Raw genomic sequence first — 25,002 nt, forward strand, 5'->3', positions numbered from 1 at the left:
TCTGGTAGGTACATGTGCTCAACATTTCACGGCACAATTCACTGCATTGCATATTTATCCATTAGGATGGAAACATGTCTAAAGTTCTTACCAATCTCCCTGTAGGCGAGCGCGTCGGTATCGCGTTCTCCGGTGGCCTCGACACCTCGGTCGCAGTAGCCTGGATGCGCGACAAGGGCGCCATTCCTTACACCTACACTGGCGACCTCGGCCAGTACGACGAGCCAGATATCGATGCAGTACCTGGCCGTGCGCTGGAGTACGGTGCAGAGAACTCCCGCCTGGTTGATTGCAAGCCTGCCTTGGTTGAAGAAGGCTTCGCAGCACTCGCCTGCGGCGCTTTCCACATCCGCACCGGCGGCAAGACCTACTTCAACACCACCCCGCTGGGCCGCGCCGTCACCGGCACCCTGCTGGTTCGCGCCATGCGCGAAGATGGCGTGGACGTCTGGGGCGACGGTTCGACCTACAAGGGCAACGACATCGAGCGCTTCTACCGCTACGGCTTGATGGCCAACCCGAAGCTGCGCATCTACAAGCCATGGCTGGATCCGAACTTCGTTGCAGAACTCGGCGGCCGCCAGGAAATGTCCGAATGGCTGCAGGAACACGGTTTCCCATACCGCGACTCGGCTGAAAAGGCCTACTCGACCGACGCCAATATCTGGGGCGCGACGCATGAGGCGAAGACCCTGGAACTGCTCGACAGCTCCATCGAATCCGTTGAGCCGATCATGGGCGTGAAGTACTGGGACGAAAGCGTCGAGATCAAGACCGAAGACGTTTCGATTTCCTTCGTCGCCGGCCGCCCGGTGGCCATCAATGGCAAGGAATTCACCGATCCGGTGGCCCTGGTCAACGAAGCAAACATCATCGGTGGCCGCCATGGCTTGGGCATGAGCGACCAGATCGAGAACCGCATCATCGAGGCCAAGTCCCGCGGCATCTACGAAGCACCTGCAATGGCGCTGCTGTACATCGCCTACGAACGCCTGGTCAACGCGATCCACAACGAAGACACCGTGGCCAGCTACCACAACGAAGGCCGCCGCCTGGGCCGCCTGATGTACGAAGGCCGCTGGCTGGACCCGCAGGCCCTGATGCTGCGCGAATCGCTGCAGCGCTGGGTCGGCTCGGCCATCACCGGTACCGTGACCATCCGCTTGCGCCGCGGCGACGACTACACCATCCTCAACACCGAGGGCGAGAACCTGAGCTACCACCCGGACAAGCTGTCCATGGAGCGCGTAGGAGATGCAGCCTTCGGCCCGGTTGACCGCATCGGACAGCTGACCATGCGCAACCTGGACATCGCCGACTCCCGAGGCCGCTTGGAACAGTACGCCAACATGGGACTGGTCGGCGGCACCACCGCCAAGCTGGTCGGCTCGCTGGAAGCCGGCGGAGCCGACGCGATCGTGAACGCTACCCAGGTCGACAGCGACGATCTGGCTACCGACCGCGCTATCGAGTCTGCTGCCTTCGACGCAGGCACCGACTAAGCTCGCGGGCTCACGCCCCAAGCGCTGAAAAGCTCGGGCGGGTCCTTCCTTGACCGGAAGGATCCGCCCGAGCTTTTTCTTGTGCAGGAGGCCAGGGCACTGTCCGGTTTGCAGCCGGGCGGCAGGGGCTTAGAGGGGCCAGGCCGTTGAGCGCGGCCAGGGAGTGCAGGGCCATGATGAACCCGACCAGCGGGAGGAACCTGAGGATTCCGTGCACCACAGTTCCCACACGGGTGTCCTTGGCCCTCAGCTTCACCGCTTCATCCGTCCACCAAGTGGCCAGCGTGATGACGGTGGCGATCAACGCGATTTGCTCCTCGGGCAGCGTCATCGTCTTGGCCATCACGATCCCGGCAGCGAACCCGATCAGCACCTGGGCAGCAGGCCACAGCATCGGACGCAACGTGCGCTGGAGCTTGGAGCGCCCGACGCCCCAAGGCTAGGCCTCGATCAGCTGCAGCAGCGGGCTGACCGCGATGGTGAAGCCGACCAGGGAGACCAGACGCAGCACCAGCCGGATGCGGGCGCCGGAAGTGGTGTTCGGTGCTGGCAGGCGGAAACCCTGCTCGACGATCCAGGCTGCGATCACCACGATAACGCCAGCCAGAGCCAGCTGCGCGTGGCCGGTCCCGGAGAACAGCGAGGTGATGCCGATGCCGATAATGACGCCAACGCAGGCCTGGAACACCAGGTGCAGCGGTGTGCGGGTTGCGCCCATCCGCGGCGCCTTACGCTGAGCGCCAGGGGTTTCGTCCCGGTCTTCTTGTGGAATCATTTCTCCTTGTATCCTGCTCGTTCAAACCTGCGCCTTCGCTGCACTGCGCGAAGGCGCCAAATCCTTGGACAGCAGCACGCCGCTGCCGCCGCTGAAAACCACGGTACCCAGCTGCGCAGCCCGGGCCCCTTCCTCGAAGCCCAGGGAGCGGTGGAGCGCCAATGACGCGGCGTTCTGCGCATTGACCACGCACCATGCGCTCGAAGCGCGCTGGGCAATCCAGTCCAGCCGTGCTTCCGTCAGGCTCCGACCCACTCCCCGGTGCCGGCATCCGCGGGCAACCTCGATCCCAGCCAGGTAATAACCAGCTGGAGCTGTTGCATCAGCTGGTTCCCACCAATGGGCACGGGACCAGCCAAGCAGTTGGCCATCCAGGTTCTTGATGACCAGCTGGCACTCTCCGCTCCCCCACAGTTCAGGTTCTGCGTGGCGCCCCAAGCTTTGGGACAGTCTGCGTATGGCCGGGTGGTCCACTGCCCGCATCGGTTGCGGCGCGGGAATGCCCAGTCCCATCTGCGCCTAGTCGATGGACATGGGCTTTGACGGCATTGGGTGGGCCATCTTCAGCTTGTTCACTTCAGCGTAGGGTGCGACGCCGATGCTCATCTTGGTGAAGTCCAGCTTCGCTTCGCGGATGCACGTCTTGATCGCCGCAACTGCCAGTTTTGGCGCTGGAGAGAGTACCCTGATGTTCAGCTTGCGGTTGCCGAAATCGCTGGATTCCACGGTGCCCAGTCCGCGCCAGGCCAGGTGGCCGGTCAATGCTTCCTTGGCTTTCTTTTCAAGGTAGTGGTCACGCTCGGTGCCGTTGGCCGACTTCAGCGCATACTGGACGATCACCCACGACTGGTCTTCCGCTTCGATTTCCTTGTAGCCAGCTTCTGCGCAGGCTTCCATGAAGCCGGCGAACAACTCGTCCGCGCGATCGTTGTCGACGTCCTGCACATCGCTGGTTTGCGACATATGGCCAACGGAGCCGTGGTTGATCACGAACTGGCCCAGTTCTTCGTTCTCGAACTGCTGGAACCACGCCTCGCGGAAATGCAGTACGTTCTTCTCATCCAAACGGTAGGTGCGAACAATCGCCATAGGTTTTCCCTTTTCAGGTCAGTGAATCATTCAAGTATGAAATTCTTGGACAGCTTCAGGCTGTCGCGAGGTCCGCGACTTTAGCTAACCATGATTCCCGATGTGCATGGTTGAACGGAGGCGAATTCTTCGCCACGGATTCCAAGAGCTTCTCGCTGGTATCGCGAACTGAATCCTGGAGCTTTTGCGGATATCCCATCGACAGCGCGTGATCTGCGAACTCGTCCTCGTCATCAAGGAATGTGCCTTTGCTCCGGGAACGGATAACATCCAGATCCAGGTCAATGGAGTTGATTTCCCACGCATCGCGTTTCATCTGCAGCCAACCGACATTGCTGGACAGGTCAATGTAGACATCGAAATCCTCTGAGGCATCCGAATACATCGTGGCGACCCAGTCTCCACGATGCGGGATCAGGCACAACGCGTTGGTGGCAGCCAGGTGGGCGGTGCCAGGACGAGCGACCAGGGAACCGGCCGGCTGATGCAGCCAATGGCCGAATTCGTCCTGCCCGAGGTAGAAGCCCGGGACAACCCAGTGCGGACTCCCGTCGAACTTCCACGCGCGCGCGACAACGAGCGCGCCGAAGCCGATGTTCTCAGGGCTGCGGGGCAGATCTGCCGGGCAACCTCTCAAGGTGCTCACAGCTTCGGGATCTGCCCGGTGGGCAGGTCCTGGCCAGGCAGCGGGCGGGCGAAAGGCACCTTGGTACCGAGCACCTGTGCGAGCGTATCGCGGGCTACCTGCTTGGCGGTCAATCCGACGCGTTCAAGCACCTCTCCACGGGTGCCGTGAGCCAGGAATTCCGTAGGCAGGCCCACTTCGTTCAACGCGGTGTCCACCCCTGCGGCACGCATCTCGGTGCGCAGGCGCGAACCGACGCCTCCGGCACGCACGCCGTCCTCAATGCACACCACGATGCGGTGGCGGGCAGCCAGGGAAATCACCGACTTCGGCATCGGCAGAACCCAGCGCGGGTCGACGACGGTGACCGACACACCCTGGCTGTTCAGGCGCTGGGCAACATCCAGCGACAGCTCGCTCATGGCACCGACCGAAACGATCAGGACATCCGGCGCCGACCGGTCCCCCAGCCGGGCCAGCACGTCCACGCCATCAGGCAGGCGATCCACGGCTTCCACCGGCTCTCCCACCGAGCCCTTGGAGAACCGCACGACGCTCGGCGCATCGTCGATATCCAGGGCTTCGCGCAGTTCTTCGCGCAAGCGGTCCGCATCGCGCGGTGCGGCCAGGTGCAGGTTGGGCACGATCTGGGTCAGCGCCATATCCCACATGCCATGGTGGCTGGCACCGTCCGGGCCGGTGACTCCTGCACGATCCAGCACGATGGTGACTCCGGCCTTGTGCAGGGCCACGTCCATCAGCAACTGGTCGAAGGCGCGGTTCAAGAAGGTCGCGTAGACGCAGACGACAGGATGCAGGCCGCCGAAGGCAAGGCCTGCCGCGGTGGTCATGGCGTGCTGTTCGGCGATGCCAACGTCGATCACGCGGTCGGGGTGCTCCTGGGACATCTGCTTCAGGCCCACCGGCTGCAGCATAGCACCGGTGATCGCCACGATGTCCTCGCGCTCATTGGCCACGGCGGCGATTTCCTCGCCGAAGACGCTCGTCCAGCTTTGCGCACTGGGCTTGGACACTGGCAGTCCGGTGACCGGATCGATTACGCCAACCGCGTGGAACTGGTCAGCCTCATCGGCGCGGGCCGGGGCGTACCCATGGCCCTTCTCGGTCAGGGCGTGGACCAGCACCGGGCCGGCGTACTGCTTCGCCTGCTGCAGCGCCTCTTCTACGGCACGCTGGTTGTGCCCATCGATCGGGCCGATGTACTTCAGGCCAAGGTCTTCGAACAATCCCTGCGGAGCCCACCAGTCCTTGATGCCCTTCTTGGTGGCATGCAGAGACTTGTAGGTGAAGTCGCCGATGGGACCCGAGCCCTTGAGCTTGACTTTGAGCTTGTCCATGGCGTTCTCGTACGCGGGGTGGGTGCGGAACTTGTCCAGCTGCTGGCGCAGGCCGGAAAGCTGGTTGGCCAGGCCGCCGATGGTCGGGGCGTAGGAGCGGCCGTTGTCGTTGACCACGATGACCGCTTTGCGGTCCTTGTCGGCAGCGATGTTGTTGACCGCTTCCCAGGCCATGCCGCCGGTCAGGGCGCCATCGCCGACCAGCGCCACGGCGTAGCGGTCATTGTGATTCATCAGCTTGTTCGCGCGGGAAATGCCGTCAATCCATGACAACGAAGAGGAGGCATGGGAGGACTCGACAACGTCGTGTTCCGATTCACCGCGGTCGGGGTAGCCGGACAGCCCGCCTTGCTGGCGCAGGGTCTCGAAGTTCTGGCGTCCGGTCACCAGCTTGTGCACGTACGACTGGTGCCCCGTGTCGAAGACGATGGAATCGGTGGGGGAATCGAAGACGCGGTGGATGCCCAGGGTCAGTTCGATCACGCCGAGGTTCGGGCCCAGATGCCCGCCGGTCCGTGCGACATTGTCGATGAGGAAACTGCGGATTTCCTCTGCCAAGTCGCCGAGCTGTTCAAGGGTAAGCGCCCGCAGGTCGCTTGGTTTCTTGATGGTCTTCAGTAAAGACACGTTCATCCCCTTCACAAATTCGCCGACGATAGGCTGGAAAGCCCATGCGAAATACCCAGTTTACCGCGTCCAAGGCTTCTTTCATTATCCGCCAACGTTCCTGCTGGTGCTAATTTCCCGGCAATGACGTTCGCTACCCTGCCGGGTCAAGGCATGCGCTTTAGCTGGTTCATGCCTGCGCCAGCGTTTCGGCCAGCATCTGGAGCCCCTGGGCTTCGAAGTCCCTGTCGCCAACTTGGTGAGCCCAGACTGCCGTTCCAAGTCCCTCGCGCAATTGCATGATCCGCCAGGCTTCGCCTTCCCGTGGATCGTGGCCATATCCCTGGAGAAAAGCGGCTTCCAAATCTGGACGCACCCTCCACTGCTGGACAGCCAGCCGGGCCAGGTCGCTGGCAGCTGGGCGGAATTCGAAGCGGCCGAAGTCGATAACTCGCAGTTCGCCTTGATCGGCCAGCCAATTGCGCGGTTGCCAATCCCCGTGGGTCGGCACCAAGACGGCTGGTTGCGGTTCATAGCTTCTGAGCATCTGCTCGATCTGCCGGCAAGCCGCTGGCTCGATCCGATGTTCGCGTTCCAGGAGCACGAGAAACTTCTGCGTCAGCCGAGCTTCATAGCCGGGATCCAGGCATTGCGCTTGCGAATGCAGCAGCTTCAGCGCCGCGCCGGCCTGACGATGGAACTCCGGGTCGAATTCATATTCCCTGCCCGCACTGAGCTCGCCTGGCTGGAAGTCCAGAATCATCAAGCGCAAGGAATCGCTGGCGTGCAGCAGCTTGGCTGCTTTCCCGGCTTCTATCAGCGGCCCCGTGTAGCGGCGGTGCGCCAGCAGCTCACGCACTATGTGGTGGTTCTCTTCTCCCCCGGTCTTGGCCACGACGTGCTTCATCCCCGCCTGCAGGTGCAGCACTTTGGAGTCGCCAAGATTCCACGACATGTCGGCTACAACCTCGACGTCACCCAGCCACTGCCGTATCCGTTGCGCGTGTGGTGCTGGCACCAAGGCATCAAGGCTCAGCGCATTCATCGCTGGCGTCCGTGCCGGAACGTGCTGGCCCCAGATTGACGAGGAGACGGGCGATTCGCCGCCAGATCTTCCATGCAACCTCCATGACTGGTATTTTTCCTGAGCCTAGCAAGGATTGTTCTCCAGGCCCCTGCGGCTCGCTAGGCTTGTCGCATGGAAGCATCGCAACGCTCGGGCCAAACCGCCGCTCGTTACTCGCAGGTGGCCGAGGCGTATATCGATCTGTTCGGTTCACCGGAGCAGGCGGTGGCTGAGGACCGGGAACTGATTGCGGCGTGGGCCGCACAGCTGCACGGACCAGTCCTGGACGCTGGCTGCGGTCCCGGGCATTGGACGCAGTTCATTGCCGATGGCAATCGGCCGGCCACCGGCGTCGACTTGGTGCCGGAGTTCTTGGACTTCGCACGGCGCACCTTCCAGCAGCCCGATTTCCTGCATGCTGATCTGGCGCACCTGCCATTCGACGACGAGCAGTTTTCCGGGGTGCTCGCTTGGTACTCGGTGATCCATGCTGCCCCGGCAGATCTTCCACCCATCTTGGACGAGTTGGCCCGCGTGCTCCAGCCTGGCGGGAAGCTGCTGCTCGGCTTCTTTGCCGGGGACCAGCTGGAAGTCTTTGGCCATCAGGTCGCCCCCGCCTGGTATTGGCCGCCCGTGGAACTGGGCGAGATCCTCGAACAGTCGGGCTTTGGCGTGCTGGAAGGTGCCACTCGCACCCGGCCTGCTGCCCGCACCCATGGCCATCTGAGCGCACACAAGCGTGCTTAAATGACCTGAGACCCAAGGCAATTGCCTTGGGTCTCAGGTCTTCGCGCGATGCGGAGCTACTTAGAGATTCGCTTCGACCGTAGTCGAGGTGGATCTGCTAGTTGGCAGCGGCGATCTGGCGCAGCACGTACTGCAGGATGCCACCATTGCGGTAGTAGTCGGCTTCACCTGGGGTGTCGATGCGCAGAACGGCGTCGAACTCGGTTACCTTGCCGTCTTCAGCGGTGGCGGTAACCTTCAGGGTCTTCGGGGTGGTGCCGTTGTTCAGCTCGGTCACGCCGGAGACTGCGAAGGTCTCGGTACCGGTCAGACCCAGCGAATCAGCGGATTCGCCCTCTGGGAACTGCAGTGGCAGAACGCCCATGCCGATCAGGTTCGAGCGGTGGATGCGCTCGAAGGACTCGGTGATGACTGCCTTGACGCCCAGCAGTGCGGTGCCCTTGGCAGCCCAGTCACGCGAGGAGCCCGAACCGTATTCCTTGCCGCCCAGAACGACCAGCGGGGTGCCGGCAGCCTTGTAGTTCTCTGCAGCGTCGTAGACGTACGCCTGCGGAGCACCTTCCTGGGTGAAGTCGCGGGTGAAGCCGCCCTCGACGCCGTCCAGCAGCTGGTTCTTGATGCGGATGTTGGCGAAGGTGCCGCGGATCATGACTTCGTGGTTGCCACGGCGCGAGCCGTAGGAGTTGAAGTCCTTGCGATCCACGCCGTTCTCGATCAGGTAGCGGCCAGCCGGGGTTTCCGACTTGAACGAACCGGCAGGCGAGATGTGGTCGGTGGTGACCGAGTCGCCCAGCTTCAGCAGCACGCGGGCGCCGCTGATGTCCTGGACTGGCTGAGGCTCAGCGGTCATGCCCTCGAAGTACGGTGCCTTGCGTGCGTAGGTCGACTTCTCGTCCCATGCGAAGGTCGAACCCTCTGGGGTGTCCAGTGCCTTCCAGCGTGCGTCGCCCTCGAAGACTCCGTCGTAGCCCTTGGCGAACATTTCCTTGTCGATCGACGAGTCGATGATCTCCTGGACCTCGACTGGCGATGGCCAGATGTCCTTCAGGAAGACATCGTTGCCCTCGGCGTCCTGGCCCAGTGCGTCGGTCTCGAAGTCGAAGTCCATGGTGCCAGCCAGGGCGTAGGCGATGACCAGTGGCGGGGAAGCCAGGTAGTTCATCTTCACGTCCGGGTTGATGCGGCCTTCGAAGTTGCGGTTGCCCGAGAGCACTGCGGTTGCTGCGAGGTCGTTGGCCTGGATGGCCTCGGAGATCTCGGTGTCCAGCGGGCCGGAGTTGCCGATGCAGGTGGCGCAGCCGTAGCCGACCACGTAGAAGCCGAGCTTCTCCAGGTATGGCAGCAGGCCGGACTTCTCGTAGTACTCGGTGACAACCTTCGAGCCTGGGGCGACCGAGGTCTTGACCCATGGCTTGGAGGTCAGGCCCTTGTCAGCGGCGTTGCGAGCCAGGACGGCTGCGGCCAGCATGACCGAAGGGTTCGAGGTGTTGGTGCACGAGGTGATCGAAGCGATCGAAACCAGGCCGTGGTCCAGGGTGAACTGGGTGCCATCTTCCTTGGTGACCTCGACGGCTACCGATGGGCGGCCAGCACCCTGGGTGTCGTCGGCGTTCGATACGTAGTTGTGCAGGTCCTTGCGGAACTGCTCCTTCGAGGACGACAGCTCGATGCGGTCCTGCGGGCGCTTCGGGCCGGCGATCGATGGAACCACGGTCGACAGATCCAGCTCGAGGTATTCCGAGAAGCGGATCTCGCGGCTTGGATCGTGCCACATGCCCTGTTCCTTGGCGTAAGCCTCAACCAGTGCAACGTTCTCCTCGCTGCGGCCGGTCAGGCGCAGGTAGTCGAGGGTGACATCGTCGATAGGGAACATGGCAGCGGTCGAACCGAATTCCGGGGACATGTTGCCGATGGTGGCGCGGTTTGCCAGCGGCACCTCGGCGACGCCGTCGCCGTAGAACTCGACGAACTTGCCAACAACACCGTGCTTGCGCAGCATTTCGGTGATGGTCAGCACCACGTCGGTTGCGGTGGCGCCAGCTGGAATCGAGCCAGACAGCTTGAAGCCGACAACGCGTGGGATCAGCATGGAGACAGGCTGGCCGAGCATTGCTGCTTCGGCCTCGATGCCGCCGACGCCCCAGCCCAGCACGCCAAGGCCGTTGACCATGGTGGTGTGCGAGTCGGTGCCCACGCAGGTGTCCGGGTAGGCGCGCAGCACGCCGTTGACCTCGCGGGTCATGACGGTGCGGGCCAGGTACTCGATGTTGACCTGGTGCACGATGCCGGTGCCTGGAGGAACGACCTTGAAGTCGTCAAACGCGGTCTGGCCCCAGCGCAGGAACTGGTAGCGTTCGCCGTTGCGCTGGTATTCGATCTCCATGTTGCGCTCGACGGCGCCTTCGAAGCCGAAGGTGTCGATCTGCACGGAGTGGTCGATGACCATTTCGGCCGGTGCCAGCGGGTTCACGCGGGTCGGGTCGCCGCCCAGGTCCTTGACGGCCTCGCGCATGGTGGCAAGGTCGACGACACAAGGCACACCGGTGAAGTCCTGCATGATGACACGAGCTGGGGTGAACTGGATTTCGGTATTCGGCTGAGCCGAAGCATCCCACTGACCCAGTGCATTGATGTGCTCGTTGGTTACGTTCGCGCCGTCTTCGGTGCGAAGCAGGTTCTCAAGAAGAACCTTAAGGCTGTAAGGAAGGCTGTCCGAGCCTTCAACCGTATTTAGTCGGTAAATTTCGTATTCGGTTCCATTGACGTCAAGTACGCCCTTGGCACCGAAGCTGTCCACATTGCTCACGTGGGACTCCTCTCGCCAGACACTCATTCTGTTGCACACGCACACTTCAATTCCAGTTAGGAGTTCCTAACTGAGATAGTCAGGCTCCTAGCGCGGCAGAGCTAAAAACAGTCTATCGCCAAAGCCCGCAAAAAGACTCCTCGGAATAAATTTTGGTCCAAATTCGTGTCTAAACGGACACTTTCAGGTGCTTAACGGCGCACAAACAGCCCGATGGACTCCATATGGTGGGTGTGCGGGTACAAATCGTGAATCTCCATGTGCTCTAATTCGTAGCCTCGGGCCATCAAGCGCGCGGTATCGCGGGCGAAAGCCGCAGGGTCGCAGGACACGTAACAAATCCGCGAAACAGCGCTGGCGGCCAGCTCCGCGGCGACTTGCTTGTCGATTCCGGTACGGGGCGGATCAAGCACCACCGCATCCAGCGAAGCGTCCCGGGCGACCTGCCGTAACACTCGCTCAACACGGCCGCGGATCACCGTGGCCTGCGAGTAGGAGCGCAGGTTCTTCTTCGCATCCGCATGGGTGCCCGGAGCACCCTCAATCGAGAAGACGCGGCCCTCGCGGCCAACCGCCTTGGCCAGCGGAACGGAGAACAGGCCGGCACCGGCATAGAGGTCGGCGATTCGCTCGCCGGCGGCCGGCTCGGTCAGCTCGATCACGCGCCGGGTCAGCAGGCTGGCCGCCTCGCGGTGCACCTGCCAGAAGCCTTCCCCGGTAATCCGGAACTTCTCCCCCAGCACCTTTTCGGTCAGGTGCGCCGAACCGGCCAGAACCTGCAGCCGCCCCTTGCCGTCGGCCGCCGAGCCGCCCTGCTGGCTGAACGAGGCGACGTTGACGCCTTCGGCGAATTGCTTGGCAACCTTTGCCGCGGCGCCGGGCTTGGCCTCGGCCAGCAAGATCAGCACGGTTCGGTCATCCTGGCTGGATACCGCGGCTTCGACACGGTCAATGCCGGTGTAGTCCACGGAGTACAGCCCGGTGGCTTCAATGGCCGGATGGGCCAGGGGCATCTGCGCAATGCCGGTCAACTGGTTGCTGCGGAATGCGCTCATTGCCAGTCTGCCCTGGGCGTCCACAGAATACGACATCCGGGTGCGCCAGCCCAGGCCATCGACCGAGCCCTTGACCGCTTGCACCGCAGGGAAGTTGTAGTCTTCCGCGTTCAGGCCGCCCAGCCGGGTCATCTGCTCGGCAGCCACCTGCGACTTCAGCTCACGCTGGTGCTCCAGGGTGATGTGGCCGAACTCTGCGCCGCCCACCGGGTCGCGGTGCTTCAAGGCATCAGCTGCATCCCAGAAGTGCGGCACCCGGTGCTCGCTGGCTTCGAGCACTTCGGCCACGTCGGCACGCCAGAACTTGGCCTCCGGCGCGCTGTCCGTCAGGCGCACCTTGACCAGTTCGCCGGGAATGCCATGGCGCACGAAGATCACCCGGCCTTCGTGGCGGGCGACGGTGTGCCCGCCATGGGCAATCTTGCCCAAGCGGACGGTGAGCATTGGATTATCAGTCATCGTTCCAGTCTTTCTTCAGAAGCAGTCAATCTAGCGGTGCGCCGAGGATTCTTCGGTCGGGCCCCCGCCAAGGGCATGCGAGGCGCTGAGCAGGCGCCACGGGACCGAGGCAATCACTACTCCCGGTTCATGGTGCAAGCGGTTCTTCACGCGCAGCGCGGTTTGGTTGTGCACCAGCTGTTCCCACCAATGGCCCACGACATATTCGGGAATGTACACAACGATCAGTTCCCGCGGCGATTCACGCTTGATGGAACGGATATGCTCAATCAGCGCCCCGGGAATATCGCGATACGGCGAGGCCAGCGCAGTGATCGGCACCGGGATCTGCAGCCGTTCCCAATCCTGCAGGGTCTTTTCGGTCTTGCCGCGTTCCACGTCCACGATGATCGCTTCAAGCTTCGAGGGACGCGAAGCGCGGGCGAAGGCCAGAGCACGCAGCACCGGCTTGCGCACGGTGGATACCAGCACGAGCGCATGCACGCGCGAAGGCAAGGCGGTGACGGCGGAGTCCTCGTCGACCGCCAGCTCGTCGTCGACCTTCTGGTAGTGCCGCTGCAGCGAATCCATGATCACCATCAGGACGGCAATGCCCAGCACGGCCAGCCACGCACCATGGACCAGGCGGGTGGCCAAGACGACCACGAGCACCAGCGCCGAGAGCACCAGGCCTAGCAGGTTCAGCAGCCGCTTGCGCTGCTTGGCCGCACGGATCTTGCGGTCTGCAATGGGCACCAGAACACGTTGCCAGTGCTTGAGCATGGCCAGCTGGCTCAGGGTGAAGGAAACGAATACGCCCACCACGTACAGCTGGACCAGCAAGGTGACATCGCCTTGGAACAGCAGCACCAGCGCGATCGCGGCAATGCCCAGGCACAGGATGCCGTTGGAGAAGCCCAGGCGATCGCCACGGGTGCGCAGCTGGCGCGGGAGGAAGCCGTCGGTCGCCAGATGGCTGGCCAGCAGCGGGAAGGAATTGAAGGCCTGATTGCCGGCCAGCAGCAGCACGGCAATGGTCAGCACCGAGACGATCACCAGGCCGAAGGTGAAGTCGCCGAACACCGCCTGGGCCAGCTGGCCCAGCACCGGGATCTGCACGAAGCCTTCGGGGATCGGCTCGCCGTGAAGCAGGAACGAGGCCTGCGGATCGGCGACGACCTTGATGCCGGTGGCCCGGGCAAGCATCAGCGTGCCCAGTGTCAGCACGCCGGAGAGCAGGCCCAGCACCAGCAGGATCCGCGCCGCGTTCTTCGCCCGCGGCTTGGCCAGCGTCTGCACGTTGGAGATCGGGACCTCGATGCCGGTCAACGCGGCCGACCCCGTGCTGAAGGCACGCAGGATCAGCAGCGCGCCGACAACGCCATGCAGGCCATTGGCGAACTCGGCCTCCGGCACAATCGTGAAGCCCGCACTCGGGGCGAGCCCGAGGGAACCGGTCAGCGCCATCACGCCGCCAATGGCCACGAGCAGCAGCATGCCGATGACGAAAAGGTAGACCGGGATGGCCAGCGTCCAGCGGCCTTGCCCTTTGCCGCGCAAATTGCCGACCACGAGGAAGGCGACCAGGGCGGCGGCCACCCACGCCTTGTATTCGGCCACTGCCGGGAAAATGGCGGCAAGATACAGGGCCGCCGACGAGCTGGAAACAGCAACGGTGAGCACGAAGTCGACCAGCAGCGCCGCGGCCACCGCAGTGCCCGGACGTGCGCCGAGGTTCTTCTTCACGATTTCATAGTCGCCGCCACCGGAAGGGTACTCCATTACCGATTGGCGGTAGGACAGCACCAGCACCACCAGCACCGCGAGGACCGCCAGTCCAACCATTGGCGAGAGCGCGGTCGCGGCGATGCCCGCAATGGCCAGGGTCAGCAGGATCTCGTCCGGCGCGTACGCCAAGGACGACAGGGCGCTGGAGGAGAAAATCGGCAACGCGACCTTGGGTGGCAACGGCTTCTTTTTCAGCTGTTCAGTGCTGAAAGGCCGGCCCACCAGGATCCGCTTCAAACCGTCAAATAATGCAGGCACGACACAACGTTATCGCAGGGTGCACGGCGCGGGCGTGCTTCACCATCGATAAACTGGGCGCGATCAGCGCTATTGTTGCATTCGTAGCACACAGCCCGTGGGCGCCAAGCGGCACGCGGCAAGCAGCAAAACCAAGGAGTTCTCGGTGGCACATTTCGTGATCATGGGGTGCGGACGCGTCGGTGTCGCGCTGGCCCACACGCTGGATTCGGCGGGGCATTCCGTGGCAGTCATTGACCAGGACCCGCATGCCTTCCGCCGGCTGAGCAAGGATTTCTCCGGCACCACGGTGACCGGCATGGGATTCGACAAGGACACGCTGGACGCTGCCAAAATTGGCGAGGCCTACGCGTTCGCAGCTGTTTCCAGCGGTGATAATTCCAACATTCTCGCCACTCGCGTATCGCGCGAAACCTATAACGTGCCCCACGTCGTGGCCCGCATCTATGACCCAGGACGAGCGGAGATCTATCAGCGACTGGGCATCCCCACCGTGGCAGCGGTCCGCTGGAGCACCGATCAGGTGCTTCGCCGGATCCTGCCGGACTATTCGATGCGCGGGGACTTCCGGGAGCCCTCGGGACGCCTGGTGCTGTCCGAAGTGGCCTTGCACCGCGACTGGTATGGCCACCTGGTCAAGGAGCTGGAAGCCGCCGCCGGGGTGCGCGTGGCCTATTTGACCCGCTTCGGCGAAGGCACCATCCCGGAGAACCGCACCCGGCTGCAGGGCGGCGACCTGGTGCATGTGATGATGCGGCTGGACGAGTCCAAAGACGTGGAAAAGATCCTTGCCAGCCCGCCAGCGGCGCAGACCAACGAATAACCTGAGAGGCATCCCATGAAGGTCATGATTGCCGGGGCCGGCTCGGTCGGTTCCTCCATTGCCCGTGAACTAGTCATCAACCACCACGAAGTCCTGCTGATCGATCTGCAACCGGAAATGGCCGAACGCGCAGATCTTGAAGCGGTGAAGTGGCTGATTGGCGACGCTTGCGAATTAGCTGTCTTGCAGCAGGCGCAGCTTGAAGAGTACGACGTGGTCGTTTCGGCGACCGGCGACGACAAGGTCAACCTTGTGGTCTCGTTGCTGGCCAAGAGCGAATTTGGCATCCGCCGCACTGTGGGCCGCGTGAACAATCCGAAGAATGAATGGATGTTCGACGATGCCTGGGGCGTCGATGTTGCGGTCAGCACGCCGCGGCTGATGACCGCGCTGGTCGAGGAAGCCGTGGAGGTCGGGGACCTGGTGCGGCTGCTGACGTTGAAGACCGGCGAGGTCTACATGGTCGAGTTCACCGTCCCGCACGATTCGGCGTTGATTGGCCGAAGCATCGGGCGCATCTCGTGGCCCGAAGACACCACCATGATGGCAGTGGTCCGCGACAAGACGCCGTTCCCGCCCAGTGCCGATGATGTAATTGAGGGTGGCGATGAAATCTTCTTCATCACCACCCCGCACGCAGAACCCTTGCTGCGCCGCACGTTGCGCGACGCCACCCGCTAGGCCGCTGGCTTGGGCGTGCTGGTCTCGTCGCCGGCTACGGCCGCCGGCTTCGAGACCAGCCACGCGAACCACAGCCCCGCCGCATACAGCGGCACTCCCATCAGGGCACGGGCCAAGCCCAGGGCCACGACATCATCTGCGATGTACATCGGGATCTGCACCGCCAGGCGCAGCGCGAAAACAGCAATGATGATCCAGGTAGCCACCTGGTAGCGGCGCAGGCGTTCGGGCTTCTTGCGCCATTCAGTGCCTTCATTGCGGATGAATCCGAAGAGCAGGCCGATCAGCGGCCAGCGGGCCATCACCGAAATCAGCAGTCCCGCCAGATAGGCGGCAGACACGTAGAACCCCGGAATGTAGTAGTCCTTGGCGTTGCCCGAAGTCCGTGCGGCGAAGGCGCAGATCAGGATGCCGATCAGCCCAGAGCCTGCCTGGATCAGCGTCGAGCGCTTGGCCAGGCGGATGATCATGAACACGACGCCGAGGCTGATCGAAGCGATCAGCCCCCAGCCCAGATTGCTGGTAAGCGCGAAGACCATGATGAACACGAAACCGGGAAGCACGGTTTCCAGGATGCCGCGCACGCCGCCAACGGTGGAGAGCAAGTCAATTCCGCCGTCAGCGTTTTGCGTGATGTTGGAGTTCGAGCCGATCATCTCGGCGAAACTCGGATGCTTCGTTTCCGGTGCGGAATCATCGTCCGGACGGGATGCGTCGTTGTTCACCATGCCTACTTCCAATTAGACGCCAGCTGGCTGGCGTTCTCGAATCCTTGAGTGGCCGTCGCCGGTCATCGACGGGCTTCCGGCACGATGACGTAGCGCGGATTGAAGATCGTCGGGATCTGATCCACAGGAGCAACCATTCCCGAGTACTCCACCTTCACGCCCGGCTTGATGCCCGGAACGGTTTTCTGTCCCATGAACGCCAAGCGAACATGCGGCACAGTTCCGCGACGGGCCGACACGGTACCGAGCCGATCCACCACTACAGCGGTCAGCCGCGGGGCGACATTCGGCGCGGAGTAGCTCACCGATTGGACGTACCCGGTGTGCTCGACCCGCCCCTTGGATGGCAGCTGTTCCAGGCTGTCCAGCCGCTGGTAGGTGGGCTTCTGGCCCGAGGGGCCGAGCTGCGGAGTGACGGGCTTGTCCTTCAGCGACATTCTCTAGCCGATCTGGGTGATCTCTGGTCCGCGTTCTGGACGCTTCAGCTCAGGGTTCTGCTCGGGGGCTGCCGGACGGGCCTGGGCATTGGACGGGACGCTCAATGGCAGAAGTTCAGCCGGAGGCAGCGGCTTGTCGCCGCGATTGACCACGACGTCACGCAGAATCCCGTCGACAATGTTGGCGGCCTCCTCGTTGCCGATGGCCGCGCCGCCAATGACTGCACGCAGGAACCAGCGGCGGCCATCGATGCCGACAAAGCGCAGCGCAACATGCCCGGCGCGGCCGTCTGGCAGCTGCTGCGGCACCTTGGCGAGCAGCTCCTGGCCGTACTCGCCATCACGGGTGAAGATTTCACCGTTCTGGGCGCTGATGTCGCTCTTGATCTTGTCGCTGATGCCTGGCCACAGCGACTCGGACTTCGAAGACGAGAAAGCCATCAACTGGATCCGCGACTCGGCGATCTCCAGCGACACCGCGATGACACGCTTGTTGGACTCTTCAACGTCCATGCGGACCTTCAAGCCGGCTACCGGCTTGATCAGGATTGAGCCGAAGTCCAGGTACTCCTGCGTATTCTCGATGTCGTCGTAATCGAACGGGCCGGTCTTCGGCTCCTGCTCGTTCTGGGCTGCATCCTCAGCTGGTTCGGCGACTGGCTGCTCTTTGGCCTTCTTGCGCTTGAAAATCATGGTGTCCTTAGAAAATCTTGTTTTGCTCTCAAGGGTACTTACTTGGAGTTGAATCCGCCGGTCGAACCGAATCCGCCTGCGCCGCGGGCGCTGTCTTCCAGCGAATCCACTGCGATGAAGGCCGCCTGCTCGACTTTCTGGATCACCAGCTGGGCAATTCGGTCGCCCCGGCTGATTTCGAAGGGCTCGGACTTGTCCGTATTCAACAAGGTGACCATGATCTCACCCCGGTACCCAGCGTCAACAGTACCCGGTGCATTTACCACGGTAATGCCGTGCTTGGTTGCCAAGCCGCTGCGTGGGTGCACCAGACCGACATAGCCATGCGGGATGGCTAGCGCGATGCCGGTCGGAACGAGCGCGCGGGCACCTGGCTCCAGCACCAGGGATTCGCGAGCATGCAAGTCAGCACCGGCGTCCGAAGGATGCGCGTAGCTGGGGACCGGCAAATCGGTGTCAAGCATCTTGATGGCAATGGAAATTGATGGCTCACTCATCGATGTAGGTCTTCCCCCGGAGTCTTGTGAAATGGTCACTCGATAGTTTCTCGTGCCTAACTCTATCGCGCACGCCGTCCAATGGCCTGCCAACCGGCTTCGAGGTCTTGAATCGGAGAATTATTGCCTAGACTTGGAACCATGAGTAATTCCAGCCCCGCGGGTTCGAACGTCCAGTACAGCGAAAAGCTTTGGCCATCGGCCAGCACCTGGATTTGGCCAATCATCATTTCCATCACCGCAGGTATTGCGCTAGCTCCGATCAGCAGCATCCTGGGATGGATTGCCGGTGCCGTCGTCTTGCTTTCGCTGATCGTGGTGTTCCTGCTGCGCACGCCGACCATCGAGGTCACCGATGACTTGGTGACCGTTGGACGGGCCAGCATTGAACGCAAGTACATCGGGGAGGTTGTCGGCTACCGCGGCGATGAGGCGTTCAAGCAGCGTGGCCAGAAGCTGCACGGCCTGGCTTACATGCTGCTGCGCGGCTGGATCGACGGAGTCGTTCGCATGGAGGTCACCGACGAGCGTGACACCACGCCGTATTGGCTGACGTCTACCCGGCGTCCCGAAGAGCTGGCGGCCGCCCTCTCGGGCGTGATGTACGAATTCACCGACGAAGGCAAGGCAGAAGCAGCCAAGCTGGAACAGTCCGAAGACGCTGCCGGCGAATAGCGTTGACTGCCTTGGAGCCCGAAAAGCGCATGGCGCCCAACCTTCTGGTTGGGCGCCATGCGCTTTTCGGAACTGCTGCGCGGGTTTTCATCCTTCGCACTCGCTGCAGAATTTTTGCCCGTTGTCCTCACGGACCAGCTGCGTGCGGTGGCGCACCATGAAGCATGACGCGCACGTGAATTCATCGGCCTGTTCCGGCAGGATTTCGACGCTCGCTTCCTCCTGCGGCGCCTCGCCGCCGGGCAGAACGTACTCTTCAGCCAAGGGGGTTTCCGCTTCGTCAACCATGTTGGCCATGGCTGCGGTCTTGCCTGCTTTGAGCTGAGCGATTTCCTTGGCTCGTTCCGCTTCTGACATTGCCACGGGTGCAGCAGATTCACTTGCCATAATCGTTTTTGCTCTTTCCTGCAGGTCTTCGTCCTAGCCGGCTGCTCCACGAGGTGGAAACTTGTACCGGCATAGAAGTATAACGTTCTTCTGGGTAATCCATTCCCGTTCCTGCCACGCTATGCCATGGGCGCAAGGTTCGAGGAATTACTGCGTGAAGTTGAGGACTAATCTTGCGCCACACCCAGCGTGGTGGTAGGAATTCGCGCCTCAAGGTGGCAGAGTTTTACACAGGAAATAGAGCGTGTGGAGGGTAGGAATGCGTCAGCTGAGACTGGTAGGAATTCATGAAAATGGTTCCAGCCTGCAGGTCAGCAGTGACGATGGGATGAGCTTCGAGCTGCCTGTTGACGATGCACTGCGCAGTGCAATGGCTGAAATCGCCCGTTCGAGGGCTCCGAGGAACCGCGAGGAGTCCTCGGTCCATTCGCCGCGCGAAATCCAGGCACGAGTGCGCGCTGGCGCCTCCGCCTACGACCTGTCGCTTGAATGGGATGTCCCCGTCGAGGATATCGTCAAGTACGAAGGCCCGGTACTGGCTGAACGCGAGCACATCGCCGAGCTGGCACGCCGCGTCGAGGTTTCCGGACCGCAGACCGACGCAGAATACCGCGAGGTGTTCGGCGAAGAGCCGGCCGATCTCGGTTCCATGGTGGTCCACCGCCTGCACCAGCTGCACATCGATGCCGAGTCGGCGCGCTGGAATGCCTGGAAAGACCCAGAGGGCCAGTGGATCGTCACCGTGGAGTTCGATTCCCCGCTGCCGACCGAGAATGTCGAGTCACTGGATTCGGATTCGACTGCCGCTGCCGAGAACATTGCGCGGTGGGCTTTCACTCCCGCGCGCAAGACGTTGAAGAACCTGAACCGCTGGGCCCAGACCCTGAGCGAGCAGGTAGCTCCTGAATACTTTCGCCCGGTCTCTGCACTGAACCAGCCAGAGGTGGAACCGGCCACCGCAGCCAGCACTCCGGAACCCGATGAGACCGAAGAACTGGTCACCTTGCTCAACGCTCGCCGCGGGCAGCGCACTAAGGACCAGGACCCGGAACGCGAGGCTCGCTACAACGAGATCATCGAACGCAGCATGAGCAAGTACGACACCGATGACGAGGACGCGCTGCCGCATCTTCCGCAAGGGATTTCCGCGCGCACCTCGCAGCTGGTGGTCGTCACCAATGAGGACGACGATTCGGGCCGTGCCGAGGACAAGCCAGCTGAACAGCCTGCCGAGGAGTCAGCTCCGCGCAAGGCCAAGCGTTCGTCCGTTCCCAGCTGGGATGACATCATGTTCGGCAAGCGCAAGAAGGACACCGACTCCTAGTGCCCAGGTGACACTGGAAACCACAAGGGTGCGGGAACAGCATTGGACCAATGCTGTTCCCGCACCCTTTGCGTTGCCGGCTATTTGGTGCGGTGCACCAGCAGCGGGACGAACCGCTCCCCCGCGGTGAGCGACCCGTGCTGCCCCACCATGTCGAAGGCCATCGGTGCGACGCGTCGGCCGTCATAGAATGCGATGGCTTCGGCCGCCAAGATCATCAGATCGCCCAGCCGTGCCGCATGTTCTTCGGTGATGGCGCCGAAGTAGCCGCGTTCTATGGCTTCCTCGCGCGTCATCACCCAGGCTTTGGTGCCATAGGCCCGCTGCCAGGCCTCGCGGACCCGTAGCCGGCAGGCGTCATCGGCCTGCGGGTCGAAGGTCAGTTGGACGCCACGAGGTTCACCGCTGGTCAGCTCGACGCCCTCGACCAGCTCAGGCTGCTGGCTGTAGTCGATGCGCTGCGACGCTGGAATATCCACCATTCCATGGTCGCCGGTGATCAGCACCGTGGTTTCTTCCGGCAGCTTGGACACCAGGGTCTTGATGACGTAGTCCAGTTCTTCGAGGGTGTCCCGCCACTGGCTGGAGTCGACGCCGTATTTGTGGCCTGCCTTGTCCAATTCATTGAAGTACGTGTAGACCAGCGCGTTGCGGTTCGAGTCGAAGATCGTGCGGGTGGCACGTGCGCGCGCCGCCGGCTGGTTGGCCGGCACGAATTTGGGCCCGCGCAAGGACGCACGGGTCAGGGCCGACTTGGCGAACATGGGGATCGACACGGTCGCCACGTGGATGCCGTGATCGGCGATCTTCTGGAAAACGGTCGGGCGAGTCTGCCAGGTTTCGGGGTCCAAGTCCCCAGGCCACCCGCCCAACTGGTTGACCACACGACGCTTGGCCGGGTCGATGACGTCATAGCCGACCATTCCATGCTCGCCGGGAGCCAGGCCCGTGGCCAGGCTGCTCAGGGATGTCGCGGTGGTCGAAGGGAAGCCAGTGCCCAGCTTCTGCCCCTTCTCGAACAGGCCGCGCAGGAAGGGCGCATGCCCGAGATGGCTTTTAAGCTGGTTCCAGCCCAGTCCATCAACCATGATCAGGGCTACTCGCTTGGTTGGGGCGAAGCCCAAGGCATTCTGATAGCCGTCAACCCCCATTGCCGCTGCCGCTGAGGGAAGAATCTCCGACAGCGTAGCCTGGCCGTATTTGGGTGCTTCCGGGATTTTCTGCGGCGGTTCAGGCAGGCTGCTGAGCTTTTGTTCCTCGATCATGCTCAGGCGATCGTGGCCAGGCGCAGGCGCACAGCGAACTCGCGGGCCTTGTTCACGGCCTGCTGGCCATCGGCTTCGGCACTGACGCGGATGACCAAGTCCTCAGGCTGCGAGGTGCCATTCAGCCCGTGGTCGGCATCGCACTGCGGATCTCCGCAGGAAGCAGGGGCCAGGTCGATCCGCTTGGTTCCGTCCCAGGACAGCCCGAAGGTCAGTTCCTTGACTGGGTCAGCGGACGAGTAATGCTGCGGCTGGTGATAGACGAAGCTCGTGGCAACCGAAGCGATGCGCGCCAACGAAATCATCTCGACTGATACCTGCGCCATGACATCTTTGCCATGGTCATCAAGCTGCTGGTCATCTACGTGCAAGATGAAAAGCACCTTTTCGCTCATCACCATGACGGTGATGTGGCGGTGGACCTCGGTATGGTCGAAGTGAGTTTCCAGATGCACATAGTGGTCAAGCACCGGTTGGCCCATCATGGCCTCAGCCAGGACATCCTGGACCATCTGCGGATAAAAACCCGCACGGACCAAGTCATGCTGAAGCTCAGCGCCAGGAGTGGTCGAATACGTTGGAGAACTCATGCCCCAATTCTACTCAGTCGCCACCGGCAATTCACGTTTCGGCGTTTGCACTCAGCTGCGCAGCGCACGGCGGACGCTATCCGTGCGCTGCTCTGCGTTGCTGATCTGGATGCTCACTGCCAGCACACTCAGCGAATCTGTGGCAACAGTGATCGGCGCGAATTTGGCAACTGTCACTTCAGGATGGTTGTCCTTGAAGAGCGAGACACGGGTGATGAAGTCTTTCAAGGCCTCCAGATCCACTGCCGGCAATCCCTGGTAGCCGAATAGACGCACGCTGCTGCGCGGACGGCGGATGAGCTGTTCCAGGTCATGGGTGGAGAACGGCGCCACGCCGTGGGCCCAGTCATCGAGCAGGTTGACCGGATCGCCGCTGAGCCCGAAGGAAATAACCGGACCCAGCAACGGGTCCTCCATGGCCTTGACAACGCAAGCCTGCCCGGCTGGCGCCATGCTCTGCACATCCAGGGAGTCCACGCCGTATGCGGCCATCAGCGACTTCATGTGGGCGAAGTTCGCTTCCAGGCTCTGCTTGTCCGGGATGCTCAAGCGCACGCCGCCCAGGTCCAGGCGTTGCCGCAGATCGGGGTCGTTGGCTTTCAACGCGACCGGCCAGCCGAGCTCGTCGGCCGCTGCGACAGCTTCCTCTGCGCTGTGCACCACCCGGTGGGACAGGAACTTGATCCCGTAGAAGTCCAGCAGCTTCTGCACCTGCTCGTCGTTCAATTCCAGCAGGTTGGTCCCCGAAATGGTCTTCACCAACTCGTCAAGGTACTCTGCCGCGCCTTCGACATCGATTCCTTCCGGGTCTCTCATCGGCTCGTAGGGAACGTCCACCCACTGCTGGTATCCATAGGCCTTGGCCAAGGCGCCGATGACCGTGGTGGGCGACGTATACACCGGAATTCCCTGCTTGAGGCCTCCGGTAATCTTCGTATCCGCCAGCCCCGGAACCAGGGCCACCACCGGTTTCGGCTGGCCTATGAACTCCTTGGCGACCTTGAGCACCGCACGGGTATCCAGCTCCGAGTAGGGCAGGTGCGCCAACAGGATTGCGTGGACTTCCGGGTCATCCACCAGTTCCTGGATCCGGGCGCGCAGCACGGGTATGGCCTTTGACTGGCCGATGCTGTAGTCCAGCTCTTCGCCTTCCACCACGGTGTTCAGGTTCCGGTCTTCAGCGACATCGCACACCACCTCGGCGATGGTCAAGGAATTGGACAGGATCGCGACGTTCGGGCCCTTGGGCGGAGGGAAGACTGAAAGCAGGGAGGTGACATCCAGGAGCTCTTCGGCGGAGCGGACGCGGATCACGCCGGACTGGCGAAGAATTGCGTTCATTGCCCCCGGTGCTGCCTGCCCTACGCGCACAGAATGGCCGGGTGGAAGGCGACGGCCCATCACGTCGGACTTGGCCACGATTACCGGCTTGCTGCGGGCCAGGCGCCGAGCGATGCGCGCGAATTTGCGCGGGTTGCCGAAGGATTCCAGGTACAGCGCCACCACATGGGTCCGCGGGTCGTCCTCGAAGAACTGCATGGCGTCGTTGCCGGAAACATCAGCGCGCAGGCCGGCGGAAATGGCGCTGCTGGGGCCTACCCCCTGCTGCAGGGCGACGCCCTGGATGATCGTGCCCATGGCCGCCGATTGGGTGAAGAATCCTACGTTTCCTGCGGCCGGGACATGCTGGCTCCCAGTGGCATACAGCTTCACCTGCGGGTCGGTATTCATCAACCCGGCCGATCCCGGCCCGACTACGCGCATGCCGTTGGCACGAGCCAGCGCCACAAGTTCGCGCTGTGCGCCCAGCCCTTCAAGGGTTTCGTATCCTGTGGTCATGATGACCAGGGACTTCACCCCGTGGGCGGCGCAGTCGGCAATGGCGTCCTTGACCCCCTCACGCGGAATGCACAGTACGGCGACATCCACCGGTCCTGGAATTTCGGTGACCTTTCCGTAGGCCACCATGCCGCCGACTTCCAAGGCCGCATCGTTCACCGCATAGACCGCACCGGTGTACCCGGATTCGATAATTTGCTCCAGCACGTCGTGCCCGAGCTTGCCCCAGGTGCGGCTGGCACCGATCACTGCCACCGACTTGGGCGCCAGCAGCGCTGCCACGCTGCTCGCTTCGGCGCGGTGCTCTCTCGCCTCGGTCACTTCGCGGGACTTCTCGGTGGGGCTGATGGAAAATTCGAGCATCACCACGCCATCTTCGAAATGGCGGGCGACGGCGTAGCCCGCATCGGAGAAGACAGTGAGCATCTTGCGGTTCTCCGGAAGCACCTCGGCTGAGAATTTCTCAATGTCGTTTTCACGGGCCGCCGCGGCCAGGTGCTCCAACAGGATCGAGCCGATCCCAGTTCCCTGGTACTCGTCCGAGACGTTGAAAGCTACTTCGGCTTCCCGCGGATCATCCAAGCGATCGTAGCGGCCGACACCGATGATCCTTGCGCCACGAACCACTGTAAAGGCGACGCGATTCACATGGTCCACATTCGTGAATCGCTCCAGCTCTTTGGGGGTCAGCGACGACTTGTACGTAAAATAGCGTAGGTAGACTGACGTCTCGGACTGCTGCTTGTGCATGTCCTGGAGCGCTTGGGAATCCTGCGGGGTGATTGGCCGCAGGTGCGCTGTTGTCCCGTCGCGAAGCACAACATCTGCTTCCCAATGCGCCGGATATGCCGCCGAAAGTTTACGATCCACCATAGGCTTAGGATAGTCGGCAGTTCGGCGTTGCGCCCAGATGCAACACGAAGATTCGGCACTTCCGGCCCTAAGACAGT

At 62.4% G+C, this 25,002-nt stretch carries 24 protein-coding genes; 7 read left to right on the plus strand and 17 right to left on the minus strand.

Annotation, left to right across the window (positions count from 1 at the left end; all coding sequences use genetic code 11):
• Positions 1-74 precede the first annotated feature (74 nt).
• Positions 75-1,502 carry an argininosuccinate synthase gene (gene argG / locus ANI01nite_RS12330; RefSeq protein WP_121866989.1) on the plus strand — a complete coding sequence of 476 codons (1,428 nt, stop codon included), beginning with the start codon at positions 75-77 and terminating at the stop codon, positions 1,500-1,502.
• A 173-nt stretch (positions 1,503-1,675) separates the two neighbouring features.
• Positions 1,676-1,945, plus strand: coding sequence for a hypothetical protein (locus tag ANI01nite_RS16750; protein ID WP_170214643.1), 270 nt, complete (start codon positions 1,676-1,678; stop codon positions 1,943-1,945).
• Here the strand turns inward: ANI01nite_RS16750 and ANI01nite_RS12340 are convergent.
• From ANI01nite_RS12340 to ANI01nite_RS12365, 6 genes are all read right to left on the minus strand, one after another.
• On the minus strand, positions 1,942-2,277 hold the full coding sequence (locus ANI01nite_RS12340; protein ID WP_141358327.1) for a hypothetical protein: 336 nt from the start codon (positions 2,275-2,277) through the stop codon (positions 1,942-1,944). The two genes, ANI01nite_RS16750 and ANI01nite_RS12340, sit on opposite strands and share 4 nt — an antisense overlap.
• Positions 2,278-2,298: 21 nt before the next feature.
• Complete coding sequence (locus ANI01nite_RS12345) at positions 2,299-2,790, minus strand: GNAT family N-acetyltransferase (protein WP_141358329.1); 492 nt, start codon at positions 2,788-2,790, stop codon at positions 2,299-2,301.
• Positions 2,791-2,796: 6 nt separating this feature from the next.
• Positions 2,797-3,366, minus strand: a complete 570-nt coding sequence (locus ANI01nite_RS12350) for a hypothetical protein (RefSeq protein WP_038991854.1) — start codon at positions 3,364-3,366, stop codon at positions 2,797-2,799.
• A gap of 55 nt (positions 3,367-3,421) precedes the next feature.
• Positions 3,422-4,012, minus strand: coding sequence for a DUF402 domain-containing protein (locus ANI01nite_RS12355; protein ID WP_141358331.1), 591 nt, complete (start codon positions 4,010-4,012; stop codon positions 3,422-3,424).
• The gene (gene dxs / locus ANI01nite_RS12360; protein ID WP_066144520.1) at positions 4,009-5,976 is read right to left on the minus strand and encodes a 1-deoxy-D-xylulose-5-phosphate synthase; all 1,968 of its coding nucleotides are present in this window, start codon (positions 5,974-5,976) and stop codon (positions 4,009-4,011) included. Before dxs ends, ANI01nite_RS12355 begins: the two co-directional genes overlap by 4 nt.
• A 169-nt stretch (positions 5,977-6,145) precedes the next feature.
• Positions 6,146-7,000, minus strand: a complete 855-nt coding sequence (locus ANI01nite_RS12365) for a phosphotransferase family protein (protein WP_141358333.1) — start codon at positions 6,998-7,000, stop codon at positions 6,146-6,148.
• A 153-nt stretch (positions 7,001-7,153) separates the two neighbouring features.
• Here ANI01nite_RS12365 and ANI01nite_RS12370 point away from each other — a divergent pair, with 153 nt between their 5' ends.
• Positions 7,154-7,768: a class I SAM-dependent methyltransferase gene (locus tag ANI01nite_RS12370; RefSeq protein ID WP_141358335.1), complete on the plus strand. Its 615-nt coding sequence runs from the start codon at positions 7,154-7,156 to the stop codon at positions 7,766-7,768.
• 97 nt (positions 7,769-7,865) lie between these two features.
• Here ANI01nite_RS12370 and acnA read toward each other — a convergent pair whose 3' ends face one another.
• The 3 genes from acnA to ANI01nite_RS12385 form a co-directional block, all read right to left on the minus strand.
• A complete protein-coding gene (gene acnA / locus ANI01nite_RS12375) occupies positions 7,866-10,574 on the minus strand; it encodes an aconitate hydratase AcnA (protein WP_073706050.1) in 2,709 nt (902 codons plus the stop codon).
• 191 nt (positions 10,575-10,765) lie between these two features.
• On the minus strand, positions 10,766-12,088 hold the full coding sequence (locus ANI01nite_RS12380; protein WP_141358337.1) for a class I SAM-dependent RNA methyltransferase: 1,323 nt from the start codon (positions 12,086-12,088) through the stop codon (positions 10,766-10,768).
• Between the two features lie 30 nt (positions 12,089-12,118).
• On the minus strand, positions 12,119-14,113 hold the full coding sequence (locus tag ANI01nite_RS12385) for an APC family permease (RefSeq protein ID WP_174787689.1): 1,995 nt from the start codon (positions 14,111-14,113) through the stop codon (positions 12,119-12,121).
• 145 nt (positions 14,114-14,258) lie between these two features.
• Here ANI01nite_RS12385 and ANI01nite_RS12390 point away from each other — a divergent pair, with 145 nt between their 5' ends.
• Both ANI01nite_RS12390 and ANI01nite_RS12395 read left to right on the plus strand, forming a co-directional pair.
• Positions 14,259-14,936, plus strand: coding sequence for a potassium channel family protein (locus ANI01nite_RS12390; RefSeq protein WP_038991859.1), 678 nt, complete (start codon positions 14,259-14,261; stop codon positions 14,934-14,936).
• A gap of 15 nt (positions 14,937-14,951) precedes the next feature.
• A complete protein-coding gene (locus tag ANI01nite_RS12395) occupies positions 14,952-15,617 on the plus strand; it encodes a potassium channel family protein (protein ID WP_066144433.1) in 666 nt (221 codons plus the stop codon).
• Here the strand turns inward: ANI01nite_RS12395 and ANI01nite_RS12400 are convergent.
• The 4 genes from ANI01nite_RS12400 to dut form a co-directional block, all read right to left on the minus strand.
• On the minus strand, positions 15,614-16,345 hold the full coding sequence (locus ANI01nite_RS12400; RefSeq protein WP_255314531.1) for a DUF3159 domain-containing protein: 732 nt from the start codon (positions 16,343-16,345) through the stop codon (positions 15,614-15,616). The genes ANI01nite_RS12395 and ANI01nite_RS12400 overlap by 4 nt on opposite strands.
• A gap of 62 nt (positions 16,346-16,407) precedes the next feature.
• Entirely contained in the window at positions 16,408-16,782 is a 375-nt protein-coding gene (locus tag ANI01nite_RS12405; protein WP_066144427.1) for a hypothetical protein, read from the minus strand.
• A gap of 3 nt (positions 16,783-16,785) precedes the next feature.
• On the minus strand, positions 16,786-17,475 hold the full coding sequence (locus ANI01nite_RS12410; protein WP_121867000.1) for a DUF3710 domain-containing protein: 690 nt from the start codon (positions 17,473-17,475) through the stop codon (positions 16,786-16,788).
• 38 nt (positions 17,476-17,513) lie between these two features.
• A complete protein-coding gene (dut, locus tag ANI01nite_RS12415) occupies positions 17,514-17,972 on the minus strand; it encodes a dUTP diphosphatase (protein WP_141358339.1) in 459 nt (152 codons plus the stop codon).
• 141 nt (positions 17,973-18,113) lie between these two features.
• Here dut and ANI01nite_RS12420 point away from each other — a divergent pair, with 141 nt between their 5' ends.
• Positions 18,114-18,647, plus strand: a complete 534-nt coding sequence (locus tag ANI01nite_RS12420) for a DUF3093 domain-containing protein (RefSeq protein ID WP_141358341.1) — start codon at positions 18,114-18,116, stop codon at positions 18,645-18,647.
• An 87-nt stretch (positions 18,648-18,734) separates the two neighbouring features.
• Here the strand turns inward: ANI01nite_RS12420 and ANI01nite_RS12425 are convergent, their stop codons facing one another.
• The gene (locus ANI01nite_RS12425; RefSeq protein ID WP_128470077.1) at positions 18,735-19,034 is read right to left on the minus strand and encodes a DUF4193 family protein; all 300 of its coding nucleotides are present in this window, start codon (positions 19,032-19,034) and stop codon (positions 18,735-18,737) included.
• Between the two features lie 259 nt (positions 19,035-19,293).
• On the opposite strand from ANI01nite_RS12425, the gene sepH reads away from it, so the two are divergent.
• A complete protein-coding gene (gene sepH / locus ANI01nite_RS12430) occupies positions 19,294-20,358 on the plus strand; it encodes a septation protein SepH (RefSeq protein ID WP_141358343.1) in 1,065 nt (354 codons plus the stop codon).
• A gap of 80 nt (positions 20,359-20,438) precedes the next feature.
• Here sepH and ANI01nite_RS12435 read toward each other — a convergent pair whose 3' ends face one another.
• From ANI01nite_RS12435 to ANI01nite_RS12445, 3 genes are read right to left on the minus strand one after another with little or no spacing between them, the layout of a single operon-like run.
• Positions 20,439-21,623: an alkaline phosphatase family protein gene (locus tag ANI01nite_RS12435; protein WP_141358345.1), complete on the minus strand. Its 1,185-nt coding sequence runs from the start codon at positions 21,621-21,623 to the stop codon at positions 20,439-20,441.
• Positions 21,624-21,625: 2 nt separating this feature from the next.
• Complete coding sequence (locus ANI01nite_RS12440) at positions 21,626-22,213, minus strand: DUF5998 family protein (protein WP_038991869.1); 588 nt, start codon at positions 22,211-22,213, stop codon at positions 21,626-21,628.
• 51 nt (positions 22,214-22,264) lie between these two features.
• Positions 22,265-24,925, minus strand: a complete 2,661-nt coding sequence (locus ANI01nite_RS12445; RefSeq protein WP_141358347.1) for a bifunctional acetate--CoA ligase family protein/GNAT family N-acetyltransferase — start codon at positions 24,923-24,925, stop codon at positions 22,265-22,267.
• Positions 24,926-25,002 lie beyond the last annotated feature (77 nt).

The organism is Glutamicibacter nicotianae (genome assembly GCF_006539525.1).
GTDB classification, from domain to species: Bacteria; Actinomycetota; Actinomycetes; order Actinomycetales; family Micrococcaceae; genus Glutamicibacter; species Glutamicibacter nicotianae.